Annotated in this window: 20 protein-coding genes and 1 riboswitch; of the genes, 11 read left to right on the plus strand and 9 right to left on the minus strand. The window is 69.0% G+C overall.

All coding sequences use genetic code 11. The features are described from left to right. Positions 1 to 33 precede the first annotated feature (33 nt). Entirely contained in the window at positions 34 to 1,128 is a 1,095-nt protein-coding gene (locus DIZ27_RS02395; protein ID WP_109376541.1) for a metallophosphoesterase, read from the plus strand. Between the two features lie 183 nt (positions 1,129 to 1,311). Then, entirely contained in the window at positions 1,312 to 2,181 is an 870-nt protein-coding gene (locus tag DIZ27_RS02400) for a hypothetical protein (RefSeq protein WP_109376542.1), read from the plus strand. A gap of 158 nt (positions 2,182 to 2,339) precedes the next feature. Here the strand turns inward: DIZ27_RS02400 and DIZ27_RS02405 are convergent, their stop codons facing one another. Together DIZ27_RS02405 and thiC are read right to left on the minus strand one after the other, a co-directional pair. After that, a complete protein-coding gene (locus DIZ27_RS02405) occupies positions 2,340 to 3,755 on the minus strand; it encodes a VWA domain-containing protein (RefSeq protein ID WP_109376543.1) in 1,416 nt (471 codons plus the stop codon). A 95-nt stretch (positions 3,756 to 3,850) separates the two neighbouring features. Next, on the minus strand, positions 3,851 to 5,665 hold the full coding sequence (gene thiC / locus DIZ27_RS02410) for a phosphomethylpyrimidine synthase ThiC (protein WP_109376544.1): 1,815 nt from the start codon (positions 5,663 to 5,665) through the stop codon (positions 3,851 to 3,853). Then, positions 5,658 to 5,848: riboswitch (TPP riboswitch) on the minus strand. It overlaps the preceding gene by 8 nt. A gap of 72 nt (positions 5,849 to 5,920) precedes the next feature. Here thiC and DIZ27_RS02415 point away from each other — a divergent pair. Further along, positions 5,921 to 7,603: a YibE/F family protein gene (locus DIZ27_RS02415; RefSeq protein ID WP_109376545.1), complete on the plus strand. Its 1,683-nt coding sequence runs from the start codon at positions 5,921 to 5,923 to the stop codon at positions 7,601 to 7,603. A 175-nt stretch (positions 7,604 to 7,778) separates the two neighbouring features. Here DIZ27_RS02415 and DIZ27_RS02420 read toward each other — a convergent pair whose 3' ends face one another. The 4 genes from DIZ27_RS02420 to DIZ27_RS02435 form a co-directional block, all read right to left on the minus strand. After that, complete coding sequence (locus tag DIZ27_RS02420; protein WP_109376546.1) at positions 7,779 to 8,213, minus strand: SsgA family sporulation/cell division regulator; 435 nt, start codon at positions 8,211 to 8,213, stop codon at positions 7,779 to 7,781. Between the two features lie 98 nt (positions 8,214 to 8,311). After that, the gene (locus tag DIZ27_RS02425) at positions 8,312 to 9,037 is read right to left on the minus strand and encodes an IclR family transcriptional regulator C-terminal domain-containing protein (protein WP_109376677.1); all 726 of its coding nucleotides are present in this window, start codon (positions 9,035 to 9,037) and stop codon (positions 8,312 to 8,314) included. Between the two features lie 303 nt (positions 9,038 to 9,340). Further along, positions 9,341 to 9,553, minus strand: coding sequence for a DUF5326 family protein (locus DIZ27_RS02430; protein ID WP_109376547.1), 213 nt, complete (start codon positions 9,551 to 9,553; stop codon positions 9,341 to 9,343). Positions 9,554 to 9,702: 149 nt separating this feature from the next. Further along, positions 9,703 to 10,020, minus strand: a complete 318-nt coding sequence (locus tag DIZ27_RS02435) for a cupin domain-containing protein (RefSeq protein WP_109376548.1) — start codon at positions 10,018 to 10,020, stop codon at positions 9,703 to 9,705. Positions 10,021 to 10,078: 58 nt separating this feature from the next. Between DIZ27_RS02435 and DIZ27_RS02440 the strand changes: the two genes are divergently transcribed. The 6 genes from DIZ27_RS02440 to DIZ27_RS02465 all read left to right on the plus strand — a co-directional run bounded on the left by DIZ27_RS02440 (position 10,079) and on the right by DIZ27_RS02465 (position 14,788). Continuing rightward, entirely contained in the window at positions 10,079 to 10,456 is a 378-nt protein-coding gene (locus tag DIZ27_RS02440) for a phage holin family protein (protein ID WP_109376549.1), read from the plus strand. A gap of 5 nt (positions 10,457 to 10,461) precedes the next feature. After that, on the plus strand, positions 10,462 to 10,953 hold the full coding sequence (locus DIZ27_RS02445; protein WP_109376550.1) for a low molecular weight protein-tyrosine-phosphatase: 492 nt from the start codon (positions 10,462 to 10,464) through the stop codon (positions 10,951 to 10,953). After that, positions 10,950 to 12,122: a cystathionine gamma-lyase gene (locus tag DIZ27_RS02450; RefSeq protein ID WP_109376551.1), complete on the plus strand. Its 1,173-nt coding sequence runs from the start codon at positions 10,950 to 10,952 to the stop codon at positions 12,120 to 12,122. Before DIZ27_RS02445 ends, DIZ27_RS02450 begins: the two co-directional genes overlap by 4 nt. 223 nt (positions 12,123 to 12,345) lie before the next feature. Next, positions 12,346 to 13,251 (plus strand): LysR family transcriptional regulator, encoded by a 906-nt coding sequence (locus DIZ27_RS02455; protein ID WP_109376552.1) that lies wholly within the window; start codon positions 12,346 to 12,348, stop codon positions 13,249 to 13,251. Positions 13,252 to 13,338: 87 nt separating this feature from the next. Further along, positions 13,339 to 13,821, plus strand: coding sequence for an NUDIX domain-containing protein (locus tag DIZ27_RS02460; RefSeq protein ID WP_109376553.1), 483 nt, complete (start codon positions 13,339 to 13,341; stop codon positions 13,819 to 13,821). 97 nt (positions 13,822 to 13,918) lie between these two features. Then, positions 13,919 to 14,788, plus strand: a complete 870-nt coding sequence (locus tag DIZ27_RS02465; RefSeq protein WP_109376678.1) for a GNAT family N-acetyltransferase — start codon at positions 13,919 to 13,921, stop codon at positions 14,786 to 14,788. Positions 14,789 to 14,856: 68 nt separating this feature from the next. Here the strand turns inward: DIZ27_RS02465 and DIZ27_RS02470 are convergent, their stop codons facing one another. Continuing rightward, positions 14,857 to 15,279 (minus strand): heme-binding protein, encoded by a 423-nt coding sequence (locus tag DIZ27_RS02470; protein WP_109376554.1) that lies wholly within the window; start codon positions 15,277 to 15,279, stop codon positions 14,857 to 14,859. Positions 15,280 to 15,413: 134 nt separating this feature from the next. After that, on the minus strand, positions 15,414 to 16,622 hold the full coding sequence (locus DIZ27_RS02475) for an MFS transporter (protein WP_109376555.1): 1,209 nt from the start codon (positions 16,620 to 16,622) through the stop codon (positions 15,414 to 15,416). Positions 16,623 to 16,764: 142 nt separating this feature from the next. On the opposite strand from DIZ27_RS02475, the gene DIZ27_RS02480 reads away from it, so the two are divergent. Both DIZ27_RS02480 and DIZ27_RS02485 read left to right on the plus strand, forming a co-directional pair. Further along, positions 16,765 to 17,235 (plus strand): MarR family winged helix-turn-helix transcriptional regulator, encoded by a 471-nt coding sequence (locus DIZ27_RS02480; RefSeq protein WP_109376556.1) that lies wholly within the window; start codon positions 16,765 to 16,767, stop codon positions 17,233 to 17,235. Positions 17,236 to 17,273: 38 nt separating this feature from the next. After that, positions 17,274 to 17,726: a GNAT family N-acetyltransferase gene (locus tag DIZ27_RS02485; protein ID WP_109376557.1), complete on the plus strand. Its 453-nt coding sequence runs from the start codon at positions 17,274 to 17,276 to the stop codon at positions 17,724 to 17,726. A gap of 63 nt (positions 17,727 to 17,789) precedes the next feature. Here the strand turns inward: DIZ27_RS02485 and DIZ27_RS02490 are convergent, their stop codons facing one another. Beyond that, positions 17,790 to 19,175 (minus strand): serine hydrolase, encoded by a 1,386-nt coding sequence (locus DIZ27_RS02490; RefSeq protein ID WP_109376558.1) that lies wholly within the window; start codon positions 19,173 to 19,175, stop codon positions 17,790 to 17,792. Positions 19,176 to 19,182: the final 7 nt, after the last annotated feature.

Genomic DNA, 19,182 nt, shown 5'->3' on the forward strand with positions numbered 1-19,182 from the left:
CCAGGCAGTCCGACGCGGTGCAGTTGCGGCTTGATGGTGGAGGGGTCGATGACTCAGGGGGCCGGTCAGGGACCCGGGGTGGAGCGCACACCGACGGTGCGCGACTTCCGGGTGCCCGCGTACATCCACGAGACCGGTCCGTACGCCCACAGCATGCACCCCGGCGACGCGGCGGCCCCGCCGCCCTCGGAGAGCCTCCCGGAGGGATACACACCCACGCGTCGGGACCTTCCGGTCATCAATCGGGGTGACACTGTGCAGGTGATCGTCGACCCCGCGTCCGTCTCCGCCCCGCAGCCTCCCACCGGGCCCGGCCCGCTGTACGTGGTCGGTGACGTCCACGGGTACCTCGACGAATTGGTCGCCGCCCTCCAGGAGCAGGGTCTCATCGACTCCGCGGGCCAGTGGTGCGCCGGCCCCGCACGGCTGTGGTTCCTCGGCGACTTCACCGACCGGGGACCGGACGGCATCGGCGTCATCGATCTCGTGATGCGGCTGTCCGCCGAGGCCGCCGCGGCCGGCGGCTACTGCAAGGCCCTGATGGGCAATCACGAACTGCTGCTGCTCGGCGCCAAGCGGTTCGGCGACACTCCCGTCAAATCCGGCGCGGGCACCGCCACCTTCCAGGCGGCCTGGCTCCTCAACGGCGGGCAGAAAACCGACATGGACCGGCTCCAGGACCACCACCTGCAGTGGATGGCCCGCCTGGACGCCGTCGAGGCCGTCGACGACCACCTCCTGCTGCATTCCGACACCACCGCCTACCTCGACTACGGCCACTCCATCGAAGAGGTCAACGACACCGTCCGCGAGACGATCACCCGCAACGACGCCGACGAGGTCTGGGACCTGTTCCGCAAGTTCACCAAGCGGTTCTCCTTCCGCGACGAGGGCGGCGCCGAAGCGGTGCGCTCCTTGCTGAATACGTACGGTGGCACCCGGGTCGTTCACGGCCACAGCCCCATTCCGTACCTACTGGGCGAAGTCGGCTCCGAGGACGGCGGGGACGACAGCGGTCCCGTCGTCGAGGGTCCGCACGTCTACGCCGAGGGACTGGCCATCGCGATGGACGGCGGCGTGACGATGGCCGGAAAACTGCTGGTCCAGAAGCTGCCACTCGCCAAGTGAGCGGGTCCCGGGCCAGGCGTCACCGGCCCGGGACCGCACCGGACAACGGCCAATTTCGGTAAACCCCCTGTCACGGCGCACCGTCAGCGCTCTACCATCGGCTTATCCGTAGCAGGCTCCCCTCCGTTTCTGCCCAGCGGCTCGTCAGCATGCCGAGCCACAAGCCCTACGGAGCATCGGGGGATGCACATGAACAGCGTTCCGCAGCACCTGTTGACCGAGGACCGCCAGGAATACGAGCGGATTCTCGATGAGGTGCTGCGCTCCGCACCACACCGCCCGGAACTGACCGCTGTCGGTCAGCGGCTCAACTCCGAACAACTGCGCACCATGGCGCTCAATGCCACCGCGATCATCACGGCGGCCGCGGCGACCGAGTACCAGCACTACATCAAGGTCCGCGAGGAACTGCGCCGGCCACCGGCGTCGGCCACCCCGGCCGTGCGCGAGTCGGGCTCCTCCGAGCCGGAACCCGGCACAGCGGGGCTCGCCGCCGCCATGGGGGAGGCCGCCGAGACCGCCGGCGCGGGTGCGGTCGCCGTCATCGCCGTTCTGGCACCCGTCCTGGCCGGAACGGCGGCCGTGCTCTTCCTGCTCGTCGGCTACATCCTGCGCGTGCTCGACCTCAGCGCGGCCTTCGCCCGGACCATGCTCACCACGGGCTGGACGTTCGGCGCCGTGACCGCGGTCGCCATCCTGGTCGCCGCCGTGGGCCTGCTCCTCACCGCGCTGCGCAACAAGCCCTCGGCCCGGAGCGGGCCGTACGTGGAAGGCGACAAGGAGTTGGCCCTGGCCAGGGATGCCTGGCACGAGGCACTGCTGGAGCGGGGAATCATGCCGTTCCTGCGGGACGCTCTCACCGATCCCGGCACGGCAGCCGCACTGCGCTACGCGGCACCGTCCGAACCGACCAGCCGTATCCCGAACCTCGGCTACCACCGGCCGGGATTCACCAGCCCCGGGGAAGGCCCGAGCCGCGGCCCGCGGCCGAGCTACTCGAGTCCGGACTACAGCAGCCCGGACTTCGGGGGGCCGGAACACCAGCCTGAGTAGGCGAACGGCCGAAGTACCGGCCCGAGTCCGTGGTCGCCGGCCGGCGCTCCCTCACCGGCGGAGCCCTCTCGAGAGGCTCCGCGACGGGGGCGTGTGCCGGGTGCACGGGTCAAGTCATGTCTGGGTCAGTTCATGCCCGGGCCAGATCGTGCCCCTGGTCATAGGATGCCCGCCCGGCTCGCAGCTGTGATCCACAACGGGAACTCGGACAGCAGACGGTCGTACAACTCCGGGTCCGGCACGGTGCTGATGTCGTCGACGGCGAAGAACCCGACGTTGTCGACGCGGCGTCCGGGCAGCGTGTCGAATCGTTCCAGCACGCCGTAGTTCGACCGTCCGAGCCCCACGAACTGCCAGAAGACGGGTTCCTCCACCGCTTCGCGGAGCTCACGCTCGATCTCGGTGTTCCGGTAGACCCCGCCGTCGGAGAAGAACAGCACGAGCGTCGGGGCCGCCGCGGGATTGCTCCCGACGAACGAGCGGACCTCGGCGATGACCTTCTGCTCCTCGTTCTGGATGCCGACCTCCCGCATGTCGACCTGGCTCGGGTCCAGGCCCTTCTTCCGCCCTCGCCGGAAGAGGCTCATCTCCCCCACCCGCACGTGCAGCCGGAGCCAGTCGGACAGCTCGCCCAGCCGCAGGTCCGGCAGCCGTGCCGGATGCGAGGCGAACGTCCATGCCTGCATCTCGCCGTCGTCGTCCAACTGCGCGGCGACCGCGGCCATGCGCTCGACGACGTCCGCCACGACTCCCTTGGAGTACTGGGGTGCCATGGAACCGGAGGCGTCCAGTACGAGGATGACGCGCGCGGTGACCTCGGCGGCCCCGTGCTTGCGCAGGCTGACGGCCACCTGCTCCTTGCGCAGCGACAGCCGCTTGCGCATGTCCACGGGCAGCCGCTCCTCTCCCTTGGTGAGGCGCGGAGCGGCCGGGGAAACGGCCGGGACCGGAGGCACCGGAGCGGGAGGCACCGGAGCGGAGACGGCAGGCGTGACGGGGGACGCGACGACCGGAGGCACGGCGGCGGGGGCCGCCGGGGGAGCGTCGTCCACGGTGATACCGAAGTCAGTGGCCAGCCCCGCGAGCCCGGAGGCGTACCCCTGGCCCACCGCGCGGAACTTCCACTTCCCCTGGCGCCGGTACAGCTCGCCACCGATGAACGCGGTCTCCGTGTCGGCCACCATGTCGAACCGGGCGATCTCGGTCTCCGCCCCGGCGTCGAGCAGCCTGAGCACCAGCCCCGGGACCTGGCCGAAGGTCCCGCCGTCGGAGGACGCGCACAGCGCGATCCGCTCGACGGCCGGTTCCAGCAGGCGCAGGTCGACCTCGACCGTGTCGGTCGCGGCACCGACGGTGCTCCGCTTTCCCCGATGTGTCACAGCGTTGGAGGCGTGCCGCAGCTGGTTGTAGAAGACGAAATCGCCGTCGTCCCGCACTCGTCCGGCCGCCGTGAGCAGGAGAGCCGACGCGTCGATGTCGGGCACACCGGCCCCGGCGGTCCAAGCAAGCTCGACGCGCACCACCGGGGCATCGACGGGAAGGTTGGACCCCTTGCTCATTGATTGCGCTGTCATGGCATACAGTCTGCCGATCCGTCCCCGTGAGGAGCGAGAGGGGCGGGCCCGAACGACCCGCCCCTCGCCCGTTCAACCAGTTCGATTCAGTCAGTTCAGTCCGTCAGCGGCAGGTACACGCGGTTGCCCGCCTCCGCGAACTCCTTCGACTTCTGCAGCATCCCCTCGGCGATCTCCTCGGCCGAGGCACCCTCCGGCGAGGCACCGCCGAACCGCTCCGTGATGCTTTGGCTGATCTTCATGGAACAGAACTTCGGCCCGCACATCGAGCAGAAGTGCGCGGTCTTGGCGGGCTCTGCCGGAAGGGTCTCGTCGTGGAACTCCCGTGCCGTGTCCGGGTCGAGGGCGAGGTTGAACTGGTCCTCCCAACGGAACTCGAAGCGCGCGTCGGACAGCGCGTCGTCCCACTCCTGCGCACTCGGATGTCCCTTGGCCAGGTCGGCGGCATGGGCGGCGATCTTGTAGGTGATGACGCCGATCTTGACGTCATCACGGTTGGGCAGGCCGAGATGCTCCTTGGGTGTGACGTAACAGAGCATGGCGGTACCCCACCAGGCGATCATCGCGGCACCGATACCGGAGGTGATGTGGTCGTACGCGGGCGCGACGTCCGTCGTCAGCGGGCCGAGCGTATAGAACGGGGCTTCATCGCAGATCTCCTGCTGAAGGTCGATGTTCTCCTTGATCTTGTGCATCGGGACATGCCCCGGCCCCTCGATCATGGTCTGCACATTCAAACGCTTCGCGATCCGGTTGAGTTCCCCGAGTGTGCGCAACTCGGCGAACTGGGCCTGGTCGTTGGCGTCCGCGATCGACCCCGGCCGGAGCCCGTCGCCGAGCGAGTACGTGACGTCGTAGGTCGCGAGGATCTCGCAGAGTTCCTCGAAGTTCTCGTACAGGAACGACTCCTTGTGGTGCGCCAGACACCACGCCGCCATGATCGAGCCACCGCGCGAGACGATGCCCGTCTTGCGGTTGGCGGTCAGCGGCACGTACGCCAGCCGTACGCCCGCATGAACCGTCATGTAGTCCACGCCCTGCTCGGCCTGCTCGACGACCGTGTCCTTGTAGATCTCCCAGGTCAGCTCCTCGGCCCTGCCGTCGACCTTCTCCAGCGCCTGGTAGAGCGGCACGGTGCCGATGGGGACGGGGGAATTGCGCAGCACCCACTCCCGGGTGGTGTGGATATTGCGGCCGGTGGACAGGTCCATGACCGTGTCGGCGCCCCAGCGGGTCGCCCAGGTCATCTTCTCCACCTCCTCCTCGATGGAGGAGGTCACCGCGGAGTTCCCGATGTTGGCGTTGACCTTCACCAGGAACCGCTTGCCGATGATCATCGGCTCGGTCTCCGGATGGTTGACGTTGGCGGGCAGCACCGCGCGGCCCGCCGCGATCTCCTCACGCACGACCTCCGGCGACACGTTCTCCCGGATGGCCACGTACTCCATCTCGGATGTGATCTCACCGCGACGTGCGTACGCCAGCTGCGTGACCGCCCCGCCCGCGCGGCCGCGGCGCGGCTGACGGGGCCGGCCCGGGAACACCGCGTCGAGGTTGCGCAGGCCGCCGCGCGGCGAGGTGTGCTTGATCCCGTCGTCCTCGGGACGGCCGGGACGGCCCGCGTACTCCTCGGTGTCGCCGCGCGCGATGATCCAGTTCTCCCTCAGCGGCGCCAGCCCCCTGCGTACATCGGTATCGACCAGGGGGTCGGTGTACGGGCCCGAGGTGTCGTACAGCGTGACCGACTGGCCGTTGGTGAGGTGCACCTGACGGACCGGCACCCGTAGACCGGGGCGCGTGCCCTCGACGTACGCCTTGTGCCATCCGATGGACTTCCCGGCCTCCTCCTGCTCCGACGTCTCCGTCGGGTTCTGCGTGGAGGCAGGCGTGCGTGTGTCCTTGCTGGTCATGAGACCTACTCCCTACGCCGGCATTACCCGGTAACAGGTTCAGCGGTCGACGCAGCGGTTTCCGTCGGTCGGCGTTCCGTGGGGAACATCACTCGGACAGCAGTGATGTTTCATGTGAAACGTCGCTGGGACGGAGGTCAGCGTCCTCTCAGCCCGGTGCTCCGAGCTCCCGCGTGTACAAAAGGTGCCCCCACGCTAGCGTCAATTCTGGCGCGGTGAACAGAGGGCCCTCGTTGTTCTTGCGATGATCGGGCGGTGACCTCGACGCAACATCCCCCGTACCCACCGCCCGAACCACCCTTCGGCTCCGGCGCCCGAAACGGCGGCGGCCGTGGCAGAGGGCCCGCAGCCGGCAACAGCACAGGCCGTGAGGACGGCCAGGGAGACGGCTCCGGTTCCGGAGACTGGTTCGGGCGCGGGCCCGGAGCCGGCCACCCGAGCCAGGAGCAGGAGCGGCGGGGGCAGGGGGCGGGGCAATCGCGGGGGCAAGGTCACGGCCGGGGTCCGGAGCCGGGCAGCGGCCACCATGACCGTGGCCCGGGCGGGGGCGGGGGCGGCCACAGCGGCGGCCACGGTGGCCCCCCTCCGGTCGACGACGGACACGAGCACGGTCCGGACTCCGGCGGCGGACACGGCCACTCGCACGGGCACAGTCACAGTCACGGCCCCGCGGCCCCCGTCTCGAAGCACCTGCGCAAGGTCATCGCGGCGGTCCTCATCCCGTTCACCGCGGCGGTGCTGGTCGGCCTCGTCGTGCTGTGGCCGGGCGGCGCACCGGGACACGAGCGCACCGGCGTCGGTTTCGACCGGCAGACGCAGGAGGCCACGGTCACCAAGGTGGTCGAGGTGAGCTGTTCCTCCGTCAACGCTTCCGGAGGCGTCCCGACCGGCGACACCTCGACGGCCGAGGGCTCCTCCGCGCAGCAGCAGGCGGACGGCACGTGCAAGAGGGCGACGATCCGGGTCGACAGCGGCAAGGACCAGGACCGTACGTTCACCGAGATCGTGCAGCCGGACCAGTCCCGTCAGCTGAGCGAGGGTCAGGAGGTCGTGGTCGCCTACGAACCTTCCGCTCCGAAGGACCTGCAGTACTCGGTCGCCGACGTGAACCGGCGTCTCCCCTTGGCCCTGCTCGCCGGTATCTTCGCGGTCGCCGTCGTGGCCGTCGGACGGCTGCGCGGCGTGATGGCACTGATCGCGCTGGCGGTCAGCTTCCTGGTGCTGAACTTCTTCATCCTGCCCGCCATTCTGCAGGGATCGAACCCGCTGGTCGTGGCGGTGGTGGGGGCGAGCGCGATCATGCTGCAGGCCCTGTATCTCTGTCACGGGCTGTCGGCGCGCACATCCGTGGCGGTGCTAGGCACTCTGGTCTCGCTGCTGCTGATCGGCATTCTGGGCTCGGTCTTCATCGACTGGGCCGTGCTGACCGGCAACACCGACGACAACACCGGACTGATCCACGGCCTCTACCCCGAGATCGACATGAGCGGTCTGTTGCTGGCCGGCGTCATCATCGGGTCGCTCGGTGTGCTCGACGATGTGACGGTCACCCAGACATCGGCCGTCTGGGAACTGCACGAGGCCAACCCGTCGATGGGCTGGCGGGGGCTGTACCGCGCGGGCATCCGTATCGGCCGCGATCACATCGCGTCCGTGGTCAACACTCTCGTTCTCGCCTACGCGGGCGCCGCGTTGCCGTTGCTGCTGCTGTTCTCCATCGCGCAGAGCAGTGTGGGGACGGTCGCCAACAGCGAGCTGGTCGCGGAGGAGATCGTGCGTACGCTGGTCGGCTCGATCGGTCTGGTGGCCGCGGTGCCGGTCACCACGGCTCTGGCCGCCCTGGTGGTCTCGGCCGACCGTGCGGCGGCGCAGACACCCGGGGAGAGCGTCCGGGCGGTTCCGGCGCGGGGCGGGAGGGGCAGGCGCCGGAAGCGGTGACCCCGTTACGGCACGGCGCCGGAGAGCCTGCTGCCGACACATGACCGGCTGCGGCCCCGCCCCGGGTGACCGGCCCACCGGAGTGGCTCGTCCACCGGCGCAAAAGCGTTCCTGCACCGATGTGACGGAACACGATGAACGGTTCCGCCACCGGCTGTCCGAGTGGCGGAACCCTCTACCCGGCGCCCTGCTCCGCCAGGATGCGGTCCAGTGCGTCGTCGAGATGGGCGTCGAAGTCGGCGAGCGCTCCCTCCTGGCCCAGCGGCACCAGCTTGTCGGTGCGGTCGAGAAAGGCCACGAGCGGCGCCGTCGACGAACGGAACAGCGCGTGGTCGCCACCGACCTGAAGCCGGATCAGCACCTCGCCCAGGGCGTCGGGCTCGACCGGTGACACCCGCACGTCGCCCTCGCCACATGGTCTGCCGACGCCGTCGATCAGCAGCTCTCTGCCGAACGCCCAGGTCACAGGCGCGTCACCGGGAAGATGGAAGGTCAGCCGCACGGCGTAGGGATCACAGGTGTCATAGCGAAGCTCCACCGGGATGCGGAAGGACAACTCCTCCGACACGAGAAAGCTCATCATGACCTCTGCCTGTACGGACTCGCGCATCGCCTACCCCGTCATTAGCCGCGGACCAGCCGGGAATGGACCCCTGACACTGGGTGAATCTTGCTCAACGTACACGGTGAATCACAAGGAGTGAGTTTTCAGATGGTGATAGAGAGCCCCAACGGCCCGAGCAGACGGCCCACTTCCGTCTGCAGTTGTTGCGCGGCGGGGAGCAGCCGGTGGGCCTGATGCGCGGGCAGGGAGATGGCGATCGTCGCAGCCGTGGTGCCGGCCGTGATCGGGATGGCCGCGCACACCGTGCCCAGGGCGTATTCCTGGCGCTCGATCACCGGTTCCATGCGCCGGGTCCGCTCCAGGCGTCGGAGAAGACCGTGTGCGTCGCGCACGGTGTACGGCGTGACGGGTTGCACGGGGAAGCGGTCGAGGTGGTCGCGGCGGGCGGCCTCGTCGAGCTGGGACAGCAGGCACTGCCCGATGGCGTGCGCGTGGCCGGTCGCCCGGAAGTCCGCCCATTCCTGGACCGCGGGATTGCCGGGAGTGTCGGAGACGCACACGAGGTCGATCTCGCCCTCGCGGTACACCGCGTAGTACACGGGAGCCCCGATCGCGTCACGCCACCGCGCGAGCGCGTCGACGACCGTGCTGCGACGTTTCTGCGGGGCCCCGCTGCTGCTCAGCCTCTCGGCTGCGTCGCCGAGAAAGAACAGTCCTTTGTCACGGCGCAGATAGCCCTCGTGCACAAGGGTGCGCAGCAGGTGGTACGTCGTGGGAAGGGCCAGTCCGGTCTCGCGGGCCAACTGTTTGGCCGGGGCTCCGTACTCATGCCCGGCGACGGATTCCAGCAGACGCATCGCGCGCTGCACGGAGCCGATGAGGGTGGCGGTGGGCGCCGGTTCGGAGACCGCCCGCGCACGGGGCTGGCAGGGAACAGCAGGCAGCTGTGCGGTGACGGTGTCAGCCGTGGCCAAGGGTCACTCCCGAAGCGAGGGGGGCAGCCCGTGCGGGGGAACACGGGTGGGGGTGTACGCCGCTCGCGGGGATTGCCCCCGCATGGCGTTCCGGACTCTAACCGTCTGTCACCGCACGCGGACGGCCCGTCCGGGAAACTTCCCCCGCCCGAGGGAACCGGTGTCGCCCGTTACCGCTTCACCGGCTCCCCATGGGGCTCACCAGTCGCCGCGCGACGACGAACTCGACGTGAACTTCCGTACGACGTAGATGACTCCGCCGACCAGGGCAGCGAAGACCAACACCTTGAAGAGCAGGCCGATCACGAAGCCGACCACGCTCGCTATCAGCCCCCCGAACACGACCAGGGCGATGACCGGCACCGCGATCCACTTCACCCACCACGGCAGTCCCGTGAAGATCTCTCGCATCGCCTTCGTCCTTACCTCTCCGCCCGTCTCGTGCCGGGTCGCGTGAATGATGTCCTGCACTCGATGCTAGGTCGCCAGGAGCCCCACCGGGGGCCTCGGATCCCTTGTCCTCCCCTGACCGGTCCCCTAGGGAACCCCGAGACCGCGGCTCAGCTCTCGGGGGGAGAGAACACCACCAGGACCCGCAGGTCCTCACTGATGTGGTGGAACTTGTGCGCGACCCCCGCCGGCACGTACACCACGCTGCCGCGTGCCACCTGCGTGGTCTCCAAGCCGACGGTGATCGCCGCCCTGCCGCTGACGACGAAGTACACCTCGTCCTGGTGGTGCGGCTGCTGCGGATCCTGCCCGCCCGCGTCCAGGGCGTACAGGCCGACCGACATGTTCCGCTCCCGCAGGAACTGAAGGTACGCGCCCTCGTTGGCGGCGCGTTCGGCCTCCAGTTCGTCCAGCCGGAATGCCTTCATATCCTGTCCGCCCTTGCCTCACTGCTCATGTCCGGTCCTGTCTGCCACGATCAGACACATGAAGAATTTCGTAGTCAAGACGATCGCCAACGCCGCCGCCCTCGCGGCGGCGGTGTGGCTGATCGACAAGATCACCCTCACAGGTGACAGCACGGGCAAGGAGATCGGCACCCTCATACTCGTCGCGTTGATCTTCGGCGTGGTGAACTTCCTGGTCAAGCCGATCGTGCAGCTCCTGAGCCTCCCGTTGCTCATCCTGACGCTCGGGTTGTTCACACTGGTGGTGAACGCGCTGATGCTGCTGCTCACCTCCTGGCTGGCCGGCCAGTTCGACCTGAGCTTCCATGTGGAGGGCTTCTGGACGGCCGTACTGGGCGGTCTGATCATCTCGGTCGTCTCCTGGGCCCTCAACGTCGTTCTGCCCGACGGGGACTGAGCACCATGACGTACCGCGTCTGTTTCGTCTGCACCGGCAATATCTGCCGTTCCCCGATGGCCGAGTCAGTCTTCCGCGCGCGCGTCGTGGAGGCCGGCCTCGACGGCACGGTCGAGGTGGACAGCGCCGGCACCCACGGCTGGCACGAGGGCGACGGCGCCGATCCCCGCGCGGTGGCCGTCCTGGAGGAGAACGGCTACGTCGCGGGCCACACGGCCCGGCGGTTCGACCCGTCGTGGTTCGCCCGTCTCGATCTCGTCGTCGCGCTCGACACGGGCCACCTCGGAGCACTGCGCCGCCTGGCACCCACCCCACAGGACGCGGACAAGGTGCGCCTGCTGCGCTCGTACGATCCCGGGGCGGGCGACGATCTCGACGTACCGGACCCGTACTACGGAGGTGCGGACGGCTTCGTCGCATGTCTTGAGATGGTGGAGGCAGCGAGTACCGGGCTGCTCACCGCGGTACGCGAGCAGACGGAAGGACGAGCGGCATGAGCGATTCCACAACGGACGGCGGCCACGGGACGGACCCGAAGAGGCCCTTCCCCGGTGACGGCACACGCGCGGTGCGGGCCGGACTGCCCGAGCCGGTCAAGCACGAACCGACCCTGCCCGGCCCCGTCTTCGCCGCCCATTTCCACCTGCCCGGCGACCCCTCCGGCCCCTACACCTACGGCCGGGACGAGAACCCCACCTGGACGCTGCTGGAGCAGGCCATCGGGGATCTGGAGGCACCGGGGCAGGACGGCGCCGAGACCCTGGTGTTCGCCTCGGGCATGGCCGCGATCTCCTCGGTGCTCTTCTCGCAGCTGCGCACCGGGGACACGGTCGTCCTGCCGAACGACGGCTATCAGGTGCTGCCCCTGGTGCGCACCCAGCTGGAGGCGTACGGCATCGAGGTGCGTACCGCACCGACCGGCGGCGACGCCCAGCTCGACGTCCTCGACGGCGCGCGGCTGCTGTGGATCGAGACGCCGTCGAACCCTGGGCTCGACGTGTGCGACGTGCGACGACTCGCGGAAGCAGCACGCGCGCGCGGCGTGCTGGTCGCCGTCGACAACACCCTCGCGACACCGCTCGGCCAGCGTCCGCTGGAGCTCGGTGCCGACTTCGCCGTGGCCAGCGGAACCAAACAGCTCACCGGCCACGGGGACATCCTCCTGGGGTACGTCGTCGGCCGCGACGCCGAGGCGATGGCCGCCGTGCGCCGCTGGCGCAAGATCGTCGGTGCCATCCCCGGCCCCATGGAGGCATGGCTCGCGCACCGCTCGATCGCCACACTCCAGTTGCGGGTCGACCGGCAGAACGCCACCGCCCTGACGCTCGCCCGGGCCCTGCGGGAACGGCCCGAGGTGACGGGGCTGCGCTATCCGGGGCTGCCGGACGACCCCTCGCACCGGGTCGCCTCGCGGCAGATGCGGCGCTTCGGGTGCGTGGTGTCCTTCACGCTGCCCACACGCGCGCATGCGGACCGTTTCCTCGAGGCGCTGCGGCTCGTGGACGCCGCGACCAGCTTCGGCGGCGTGCGGTCCACGGCCGAGCGACGCGGTCGCTGGGGCGGGGACGCGGTTCCGGAGGGCTTCGTCCGTTTCTCCGTCGGAGCCGAGGATCCGGCCGACCTGGTGGCGGACGTGCTGCACGCACTGGACGAAGCAGCCGCCTGACCGAGCCGTCCAGGCAGATGACAGGCGCCCTGCTCCGGATGACGGGCGGTCCGAGCCTCCCCCCTCGTGGCTCGGACCGCCCTCGGTTCTGCGCGCGAAGAACCGCGCGACCAAGGCTAGTTGACTCAGTGTCAGTGTCCAATCACCGTAGCGACAGCGACCTATCGACATATTTATAGTTGGGCCGAGGTGGCAACGGGGCTGACGAAGAGGAGGGCGTGCTGTGGACCTGGCCTTGTTGCGGACCTTCGTGACCGTGCACCGAGCCGGCTCCTTCACCCGGGCCGCCGCCCTGCTCGGCCTCTCCCAGCCGGCCGTGACCTCACAGATACGGACCCTGGAACGGCAGCTGGGTCGACCCTTGTTCCTGCGGCAGGCCCGCGGTGTGACACCGACGACCATCGGGGACGAACTCGCCCACAAAGCAGCGCCGCATCTCGACGCTCTGGTGGAGATCACCGAGACCGGACTCGAAGAGGACTCCTCCTCGCGGACACTGCACCTGGCAGGGCCTCTCGAATTCACTGCCGAGCGGGCGGTGCCCGCGCTCACCGCGCTGGCACGCGAGAACGGCCACAGCTTCGCCTTACGCACCTCCTTCGGGACCGCCGAGGAGACGCTGGAAGGGCTGGCCGCGGGGCGACATGATCTGGCCATCAGCACGGTCCGGCCGCGTGGCACGCTGCTCTCGGCGACCGCGCTCTGCGACGAGGAGCACGTCCTGGTCGCCGCACCCCGCTGGGCTCGGCAAGCCGAATCCGACAAGCTCCACCACACCGGGGGATCCGCGCTGGGACAGATCCCGGTGATCGAGGTGCACGAGTCACTGCCCCTCGTCTCCCGCTACTGGGCCTCTGTCTTCGATTCCCGCCCTGGCACCCCGGGTACCGTCATCGTTCCGGATCTACGCGCGGTGCTGGCCTGCGTCGCCGCGGGTGCCGGGCTGGCCGTACTGCCCCGGTACCTGTGTACGACCGCACTCGAACGCGGAGAGGTGATCGCGTTGCACGAGCCCGCCGTGCCACCGCTGCGCACGTACTTCCTGGTGGTCCGAAACGGCACGCTGGCGATGCCGCATGTCGCGCGCGCTCATGAGTGGTTGCAGCAGACAGCCGCCGACTGGTGCTGATCCTTCGGCCGCGCGGCTCATCCGGGAAAACCGGCCGGCGGCGTGTCGCGATGTTTCACGTGGAACAAGCTGGGCCACATTTCCTCCATGACCGTCCGCCCCGTGGTCAAGCGCACCGCCCGTGCCGTCCTGCTGGACGGTGACCACTTGATCCTGATCAAGCGAACCAAGCCCGGCGTGGATCCCTACTGGGTCACCCCCGGTGGAGGAGTCGAGCCGGAGGACCCGACCGTCGTCGACGCTCTGCACCGAGAGGTGTACGAGGAACTCGGCGCCAAGATCACCGACGTGGTGCCCTGCTTCGTCGACACGGTGGAGCACATCGGCGAGGACGGTGGCGCCACCGGTGTGAAGGTGCAGCATTTCTTCGTGTGCCGGCTGGAGTCCATGGATCCGTCGTTGCGACACGGCCCGGAGGTCGACGAGCCCACCGGCGAGTACCAGATCGTCCGCGTGCCGTTCACCCGCGTGGGCATCGCCTCCGTCCATCTCGTCCCGTTGTCACTACGGCACTACCTGGACGGCAACATCGAGGGCGTACGCGCCATGCACGCTCCCGACCTGGGATGACGCACGGGCATCACGCGAAGGGCACCGGCTCGTGGGCTTCCCGGAGATCTCGGAAACAGGTGGACACCAGCAGCCTCTGTCGGACAGCCTGACCCGCGTGTCGACACTCTCCCTTGCTTCTCTGCCCATCCGTCGCCTCGCCCCCCGCGATCTCTCGGCCTGCGCCGACCTGTCCGAGGATCGCGGGTGGCCGCGTGAGGAGCACAAGTGGGGGCTCCTTCTCTCCGCGGGGAAGGGCTATGGGATCGACGATCCCGACGGCGGTCTGGGCGCCGCCTGTGTCGTCACCGAGTACGGCCCTCAGGAGCACCCCGCGCTCGGGGCCATCGGTATGGTTCTGGTCGCCGAACGGCATGCCCGCCAGGGCATCGGACGCCGCCTGATGCGCCACGTCATGTCGGCGATGAGCGCCACGCCCCTGACACTGCACGCGACACCGAACGGCCTCCCCCTCTACGAGGAGCTCGGCTTCAAGGTCGTCGGCCGGGCGGAGATGCTCCGCGGGCACTTCGTCCCGAACTGGGCAGAGGTTCCAGGGACCTTCACCCGCACCGCCACCGCCGCGGATCTGCCCGCCCTCCTCCGGCTCGACGAGGAGGTGTTCGGGGCGGACCGTACGCACATCGTCACCCGACTGCCCTCGTTCGCCGACCAGGTGCGCGTGGCCGAGGAGGACGGCCGGATCATCGGTTACGCGGCCGCGTGGCCCAATATGGACACCCATGTCGTGGGCCCGCTGATCGCCCGCGACACCCCTACAGCCATGGCACTCCTCGCTTCTCTCGCCGCTCACACCGACCGGCCGCTGCGGACGGACATCGATGTACGGCATGGAGAGCTGCTGACCTGGGCGAAGGGCCATGGTCTGGCGTCCATCGCCTTCAATGCGGTCATGACGTACGGGATCACGGAGATGCCCGGGGACTGGACCCGAAGGTTCGCCCCCGTGACGGTCGCGGCCGGCTGAGGCTCCGGACACGACGACGCCGGTTCCCGGAGGTTTCGGGAACCGGCGTGCTCTGTGGGGACCGCCCGTCAGACGAGGGCATCCACGGCGGCCGTGGCGAAGGAGTGATCCTGCTCCGGCGCACCGCCGCCGACGCCGACCGCGCCGATCAGACGGCCGCCGCGCCGGACGGGCACACCACCGGCGATGAACAGCAGCGGTCGGTCCAGTGCGGTGGGCAGGGTGTGGAAGAGCCCTCCCGGCTGCACGGCCTCGACGAGGTCCGCGGTGGGCACGTCCAGTTGAAGCGCGGTGTACGCCTTGCGGGTGCTGGTCTCACCGGAGATCAGCACGGCGCGGTCGTCCCGCCGGAAAGCGAGCGGATGCCCTCCTGCGTCCAGAACGGTCACGCTGACCGTGACCCCGGCGGCCTCGGCAGCCTGGTGTGCGGCCGTGACCAGGGCTTCGGCGTCGGCGGTGGTGAGCGGGGCGACAGCGGCGGTGGTGCTCATGAGCAAGTACTCCTTGGTGTACGGGCGATGCCGGGTTGTAGCGGTGACGTCGGTGGTCGTGGTGAGGAAGTCGGCCGGTGGCGGCCGAAGACGGGGTGAGGACGGCCCCGGCCTCGTTCTCACCGGCGTTCAGATCAGTGGGGGACCGAGGTCCGCTGTGTGGTGGGCGCCGAGCCTGCGACCCGGGTGCTGGAGGCCTTGTCCCGGTGGTCGAGGGCGGCGGACACGAAGGCCAGCACCAGGGCACCCGCCGCAAGGACGGCGCCGACCCAGTTGGGAGCGGTGTAACCGAGCCCTGCCGCGATCACGAGACCACCGAGCCATGCGGCCAGGGCGTTGCCGAGGTTGAAGGCGCCGATGTTCATGGCCGAAGCCAGGGTGGGGGCGCCGTGAGCCTGGTCGAGAACCCGCTTCTGCAGGGGCGGGACGGTGGCGAAGCCCAGACCACCGATCAGGACGATCGTGACGGCCGCCAGGATCTTGTGGTGCGCGGTCAGTGTGAAGAGTGCCAGGACGACGGCGAGAGCGCCCAGGGACACGTACAGCATGGGCATCAGGGCGCGATCCGCGTACTTGCCGCCGATGAGGTTGCCCCCGACCATGCCGAGGCCGAAGAGGACCAGCAGCCAGGTGACGGATCCGTTGGCGAAGCCGGCGACGTGCGTCATCATCGGCGCGATGTAGGTGATGGCCGCGAAGACACCGCCGAAGCCCAGGACGGTCATCGCCATGGCCAGCAGGACCTGGACGTTCTTGAACGCGGCCAGTTCGTCACGCAGCCGTACGCCCTCTGGCCGGGGAAGATCGGGAACGAGCTTGGCGATGCCGACCAGACCGACGGCACCGAGCGCGGTGACTATCCCGAACGTGACGCGCCAGCCGGCGGACTGGCCGACGAGAGTGCCCAGGGGAACACCGACGACATCGGCGACGGTCAGTCCGGTGAACATCATGGCGATGGCTCCGGCCTTCTTGTCGGGGGCGACCAGGTCGGCCGCGACCACGGAGCCGATACCGAAGAAGGCACCGTGGGCCAGCGAGGCGATCACCCGCCCGAGCAGCATGGCGCCGAAGACGGGGGCCAGAGCCGAAAGCAGGTTCCCGGCGATGAACAGGCCCATCAGCAGCATCAGCATCCGCTTGCGGGAGACCTTGGTGCCGAGCACGGTCATCAGCGGGGCACCGAACATGACACCCAGGGCGTAGCCGGTCACCAGATGGCCGGCGGTGGGAATGGAGACGCCGAAGTCACCTGCGACCTCGGGCAGCAAACCCATGATCACGAACTCCGTCGTTCCGATCCCGAAGGCCCCGATCGCGAGGGCAAGGAGCGCGAGAGGCATGAGGGAAACAGACCTTTCAACTGGTTGCGCATGCGCCTTACAGGCAAGGACAATAGTTGCATGCGCGGGTTACTTGCAAACGCGGTCTATTTCGCTCTTGCTCTACCCTGGCCTCAGCAGCACCTGAACGGAGGGAACGCCCATGACCGCCACGGACCCCGCACTGACCGCCCTCACTCAGGGCTGGTGCGCGCTCTCGCTGCTGCACGGGAGAATCGAGGCCCATATCGAGCGGGCCCTCCAGGCCCAGCACGATCTGAGCGTGCGGGAGTACTCCCTGCTAGACGTCCTGAGCCGACAGCACGACGGCGTCGGGGGGCATCTCCAGATGAAGCAGGTGGCCGACGCGGTCGTACTCAGCCAGAGCGCCACCACCCGCCTGGTCACCCGGCTCGAGAACCGCGGCCTGCTGGAGCGCTACCTGTGCCCCACGGACCGGCGCGGCATCTACACCAATGTCACGCAGGCCGGTCTCCTGCTTCTGGAGAAGGCACGGCCGACCAATGACTCCGCGCTGCGCGAGGCTCTCGACGCGGCGGCGAAGAACCCCGATCTGGCCCCGCTGGTCCGCGCAGTGGAGACACTGAAGACATCGGTATCGGTACCTGCATGAGGCAACCTCCTCGGCACATGTCTGCGTAGGGTGCGACCATGGGAGATCTTGAGATACGCCCCGCGGCCACCGACGACATCCCGGCGATCGTCGACATGCTTGCGGACGACCCCTTGGGCGCACAGCGCGAGTCGCCGGACGACCACCGCCCGTACCTGGCCGCTCTGGAGCGGCTCAGCGCCGATCCGAACCAGCATCTGGTCGTCGCGGTCCGCCAGGGCCGTGTCGTCGGCACGCTCCAACTCACGATCGTCCCCGGGCTGTCCCGGCGCGGTTCCACGAGGTCGATCATCGAAGGCGTCCGCATCCACAGCGACGAGCGCGGCAGCGGCCTCGGGGCCCGGCTCATCGAGTGGGCCATCGACGCGTCCCGCCGCCAGGGCTGCCAGTTGGTCCAGCTGACCTCCGACAACACCCGCACCGACGCCCACCGCTTCTACGAGCGGCTCGGCTTCTCGGCTTCCCACGTGGGTTTCAAGCTCGCACTGTGAAGGCAGGCAGGGGGCTGTTTCACGTGAAACAGCCCCCTGGGCAAGTCACCGTGCAATCGGGCCCTATCCGACCCCCCGCCACCCCTCGGGATCCACTCCGCCCGGCACAAAAGCTTCCTCGTCATACGGTCGACGGCTGAACACGAAGGACCCGAGGTCCAGATGGCTCACCGATCCGTCCGGCCGTCGTACGGGCTTCAGGAGCTCTCCGGCGTAGTAACCCTCCAGTCCTGTCCAGGTGCCGTCGCCGTTCGATCGGAAACTCGAGCTACGACCCTTGCCGGACAGCGGCTCCAGCGACACCAGTCCGTCGGCCGACAGCCGCAGGGCAAAGCCGAGCGTCCCCCAGTACCACTGCCCCACCAACTCCAGCACAGCGGAGTCCTCCTCCCGCAACGGCCTCCAAGGCGCGGGGATACGGGGTTCCGCCTCGGCAACGATCCGAACGAGATCGGCGGCGACCGGGAACAGCATTGGTCCGGACGTGCAGTTGGCCAGGACCACTGCGGCTACGTCGTCCTCCACGCTCATCACAAGACAGGCGAGGAAGCCCGGCAGTGATCCGGTGTGCCCGATGAGGGCCTGCCCGTCCCGGTGACGCACCTCCATTCCCAGGCCGTACGCATAGCCACTCGCCACGTCCGCCGCCTCCACCGGCGCCGCCGGCCTCCTCATCTCTCGCAACGACCCGATACCCAGCACCCGCTCGTCACCACGGGCCAGAAACGCGGCAAAGCGCGCCAAGTCGTCTGTGGTGGACCAGAGTTGCCCGGCGGGCGCCATCCGTCCGAGGTCCTCGGCGGGCTCACGCTGCATCACGTCGGCCCACGGATGCACCGCCCAGCCTTCCGCGTACGGCACCTGCGGACGCACACCCGTCCGATGCAGACTCAGGGGCTCGAGAACTTCACGTCGGAGAACGGCCTCCCACGAAGCACCGCGCACCTTCTCCACGAGCGCGCCGAGCAGCGCGTATCCGGGGTTCGAGTAGTGGAACCGCCTACCGACCGGGTGGACCAGGGGGTGCTCGCCCAGTACATCGGCGAGGTCGGGCCGCAGGGAGCCAGGAGTGCGCTCCCACCAGGGGCCCGGCGTCTCAGCCGCCAGACCACCGGTGTGCGCGAGCAGTTCGGCGATGGTCGCCTCCCCCACGCCCGTACCCGGCAGGTACTTCTCCAACGGCTCGTCGAGGTCGATCGCCCCCTCGTCACGCAGCCGGAGCACCAGAACGGCGGTGAAGGTCTTGGTGAGGGAACCGATCCGGTACTGCGTGTCCCCGTCCGGCGCGTGCCCCTCCAACGACGTCCGCGCGCCCGTCCACACCGCTTCTCCGTCCCGCACCACGGTCGCGACGAGAGACGGGGCCCGCTCTTCGGCCTGGGCGACGGCGATCCGGCGCAACAACGCCCGACGCGTGCCGGCCAGCAGTTCTTCCTGAGGTGTCGTCATGCCCTCA

It is taken from the genome of Streptomyces sp. NWU339 (genome assembly GCF_003143855.1).
Classification (GTDB): domain Bacteria; phylum Actinomycetota; class Actinomycetes; order Streptomycetales; family Streptomycetaceae; genus Streptomyces.

Bases quoted from the DNA above. Each gene is read 5' to 3' on its own strand.
- DIZ27_RS02470 (WP_109376554.1), bottom strand. From the start codon at position 15,279: ATGAGCACCACCGCCGCTGTCGCCCCGCTCACCACCGCCGACGCCGAA.
- DIZ27_RS02445 (WP_109376550.1), top strand. From the start codon at position 10,462: ATGACGTACCGCGTCTGTTTCGTCTGCACCGGCAATATCTGCCGTTCC.
- DIZ27_RS02400 (WP_109376542.1), top strand. From the start codon at position 1,312: ATGCACATGAACAGCGTTCCGCAGCACCTGTTGACCGAGGACCGCCAG.
- DIZ27_RS02475 (WP_109376555.1), bottom strand. From the start codon at position 16,622: ATGCCTCTCGCGCTCCTTGCCCTCGCGATCGGGGCCTTCGGGATCGGA.
- DIZ27_RS02430 (WP_109376547.1), bottom strand. From the start codon at position 9,553: ATGCGAGAGATCTTCACGGGACTGCCGTGGTGGGTGAAGTGGATCGCG.
- DIZ27_RS02395 (WP_109376541.1), top strand. From the start codon at position 34: ATGGTGGAGGGGTCGATGACTCAGGGGGCCGGTCAGGGACCCGGGGTG.
- DIZ27_RS02405 (WP_109376543.1), bottom strand. From the start codon at position 3,755: ATGACAGCGCAATCAATGAGCAAGGGGTCCAACCTTCCCGTCGATGCC.
- DIZ27_RS02440 (WP_109376549.1), top strand. From the start codon at position 10,079: ATGAAGAATTTCGTAGTCAAGACGATCGCCAACGCCGCCGCCCTCGCG.
- DIZ27_RS02485 (WP_109376557.1), top strand. From the start codon at position 17,274: ATGGGAGATCTTGAGATACGCCCCGCGGCCACCGACGACATCCCGGCG.
- DIZ27_RS02480 (WP_109376556.1), top strand. From the start codon at position 16,765: ATGACCGCCACGGACCCCGCACTGACCGCCCTCACTCAGGGCTGGTGC.
- thiC (WP_109376544.1), bottom strand. From the start codon at position 5,665: ATGACCAGCAAGGACACACGCACGCCTGCCTCCACGCAGAACCCGACG.
- DIZ27_RS02490 (WP_109376558.1), bottom strand. From the start codon at position 19,175: ATGACGACACCTCAGGAAGAACTGCTGGCCGGCACGCGTCGGGCGTTG.
- DIZ27_RS02460 (WP_109376553.1), top strand. From the start codon at position 13,339: ATGACCGTCCGCCCCGTGGTCAAGCGCACCGCCCGTGCCGTCCTGCTG.
- DIZ27_RS02450 (WP_109376551.1), top strand. From the start codon at position 10,950: ATGAGCGATTCCACAACGGACGGCGGCCACGGGACGGACCCGAAGAGG.
- DIZ27_RS02435 (WP_109376548.1), bottom strand. From the start codon at position 10,020: ATGAAGGCATTCCGGCTGGACGAACTGGAGGCCGAACGCGCCGCCAAC.
- DIZ27_RS02420 (WP_109376546.1), bottom strand. From the start codon at position 8,213: ATGCGCGAGTCCGTACAGGCAGAGGTCATGATGAGCTTTCTCGTGTCG.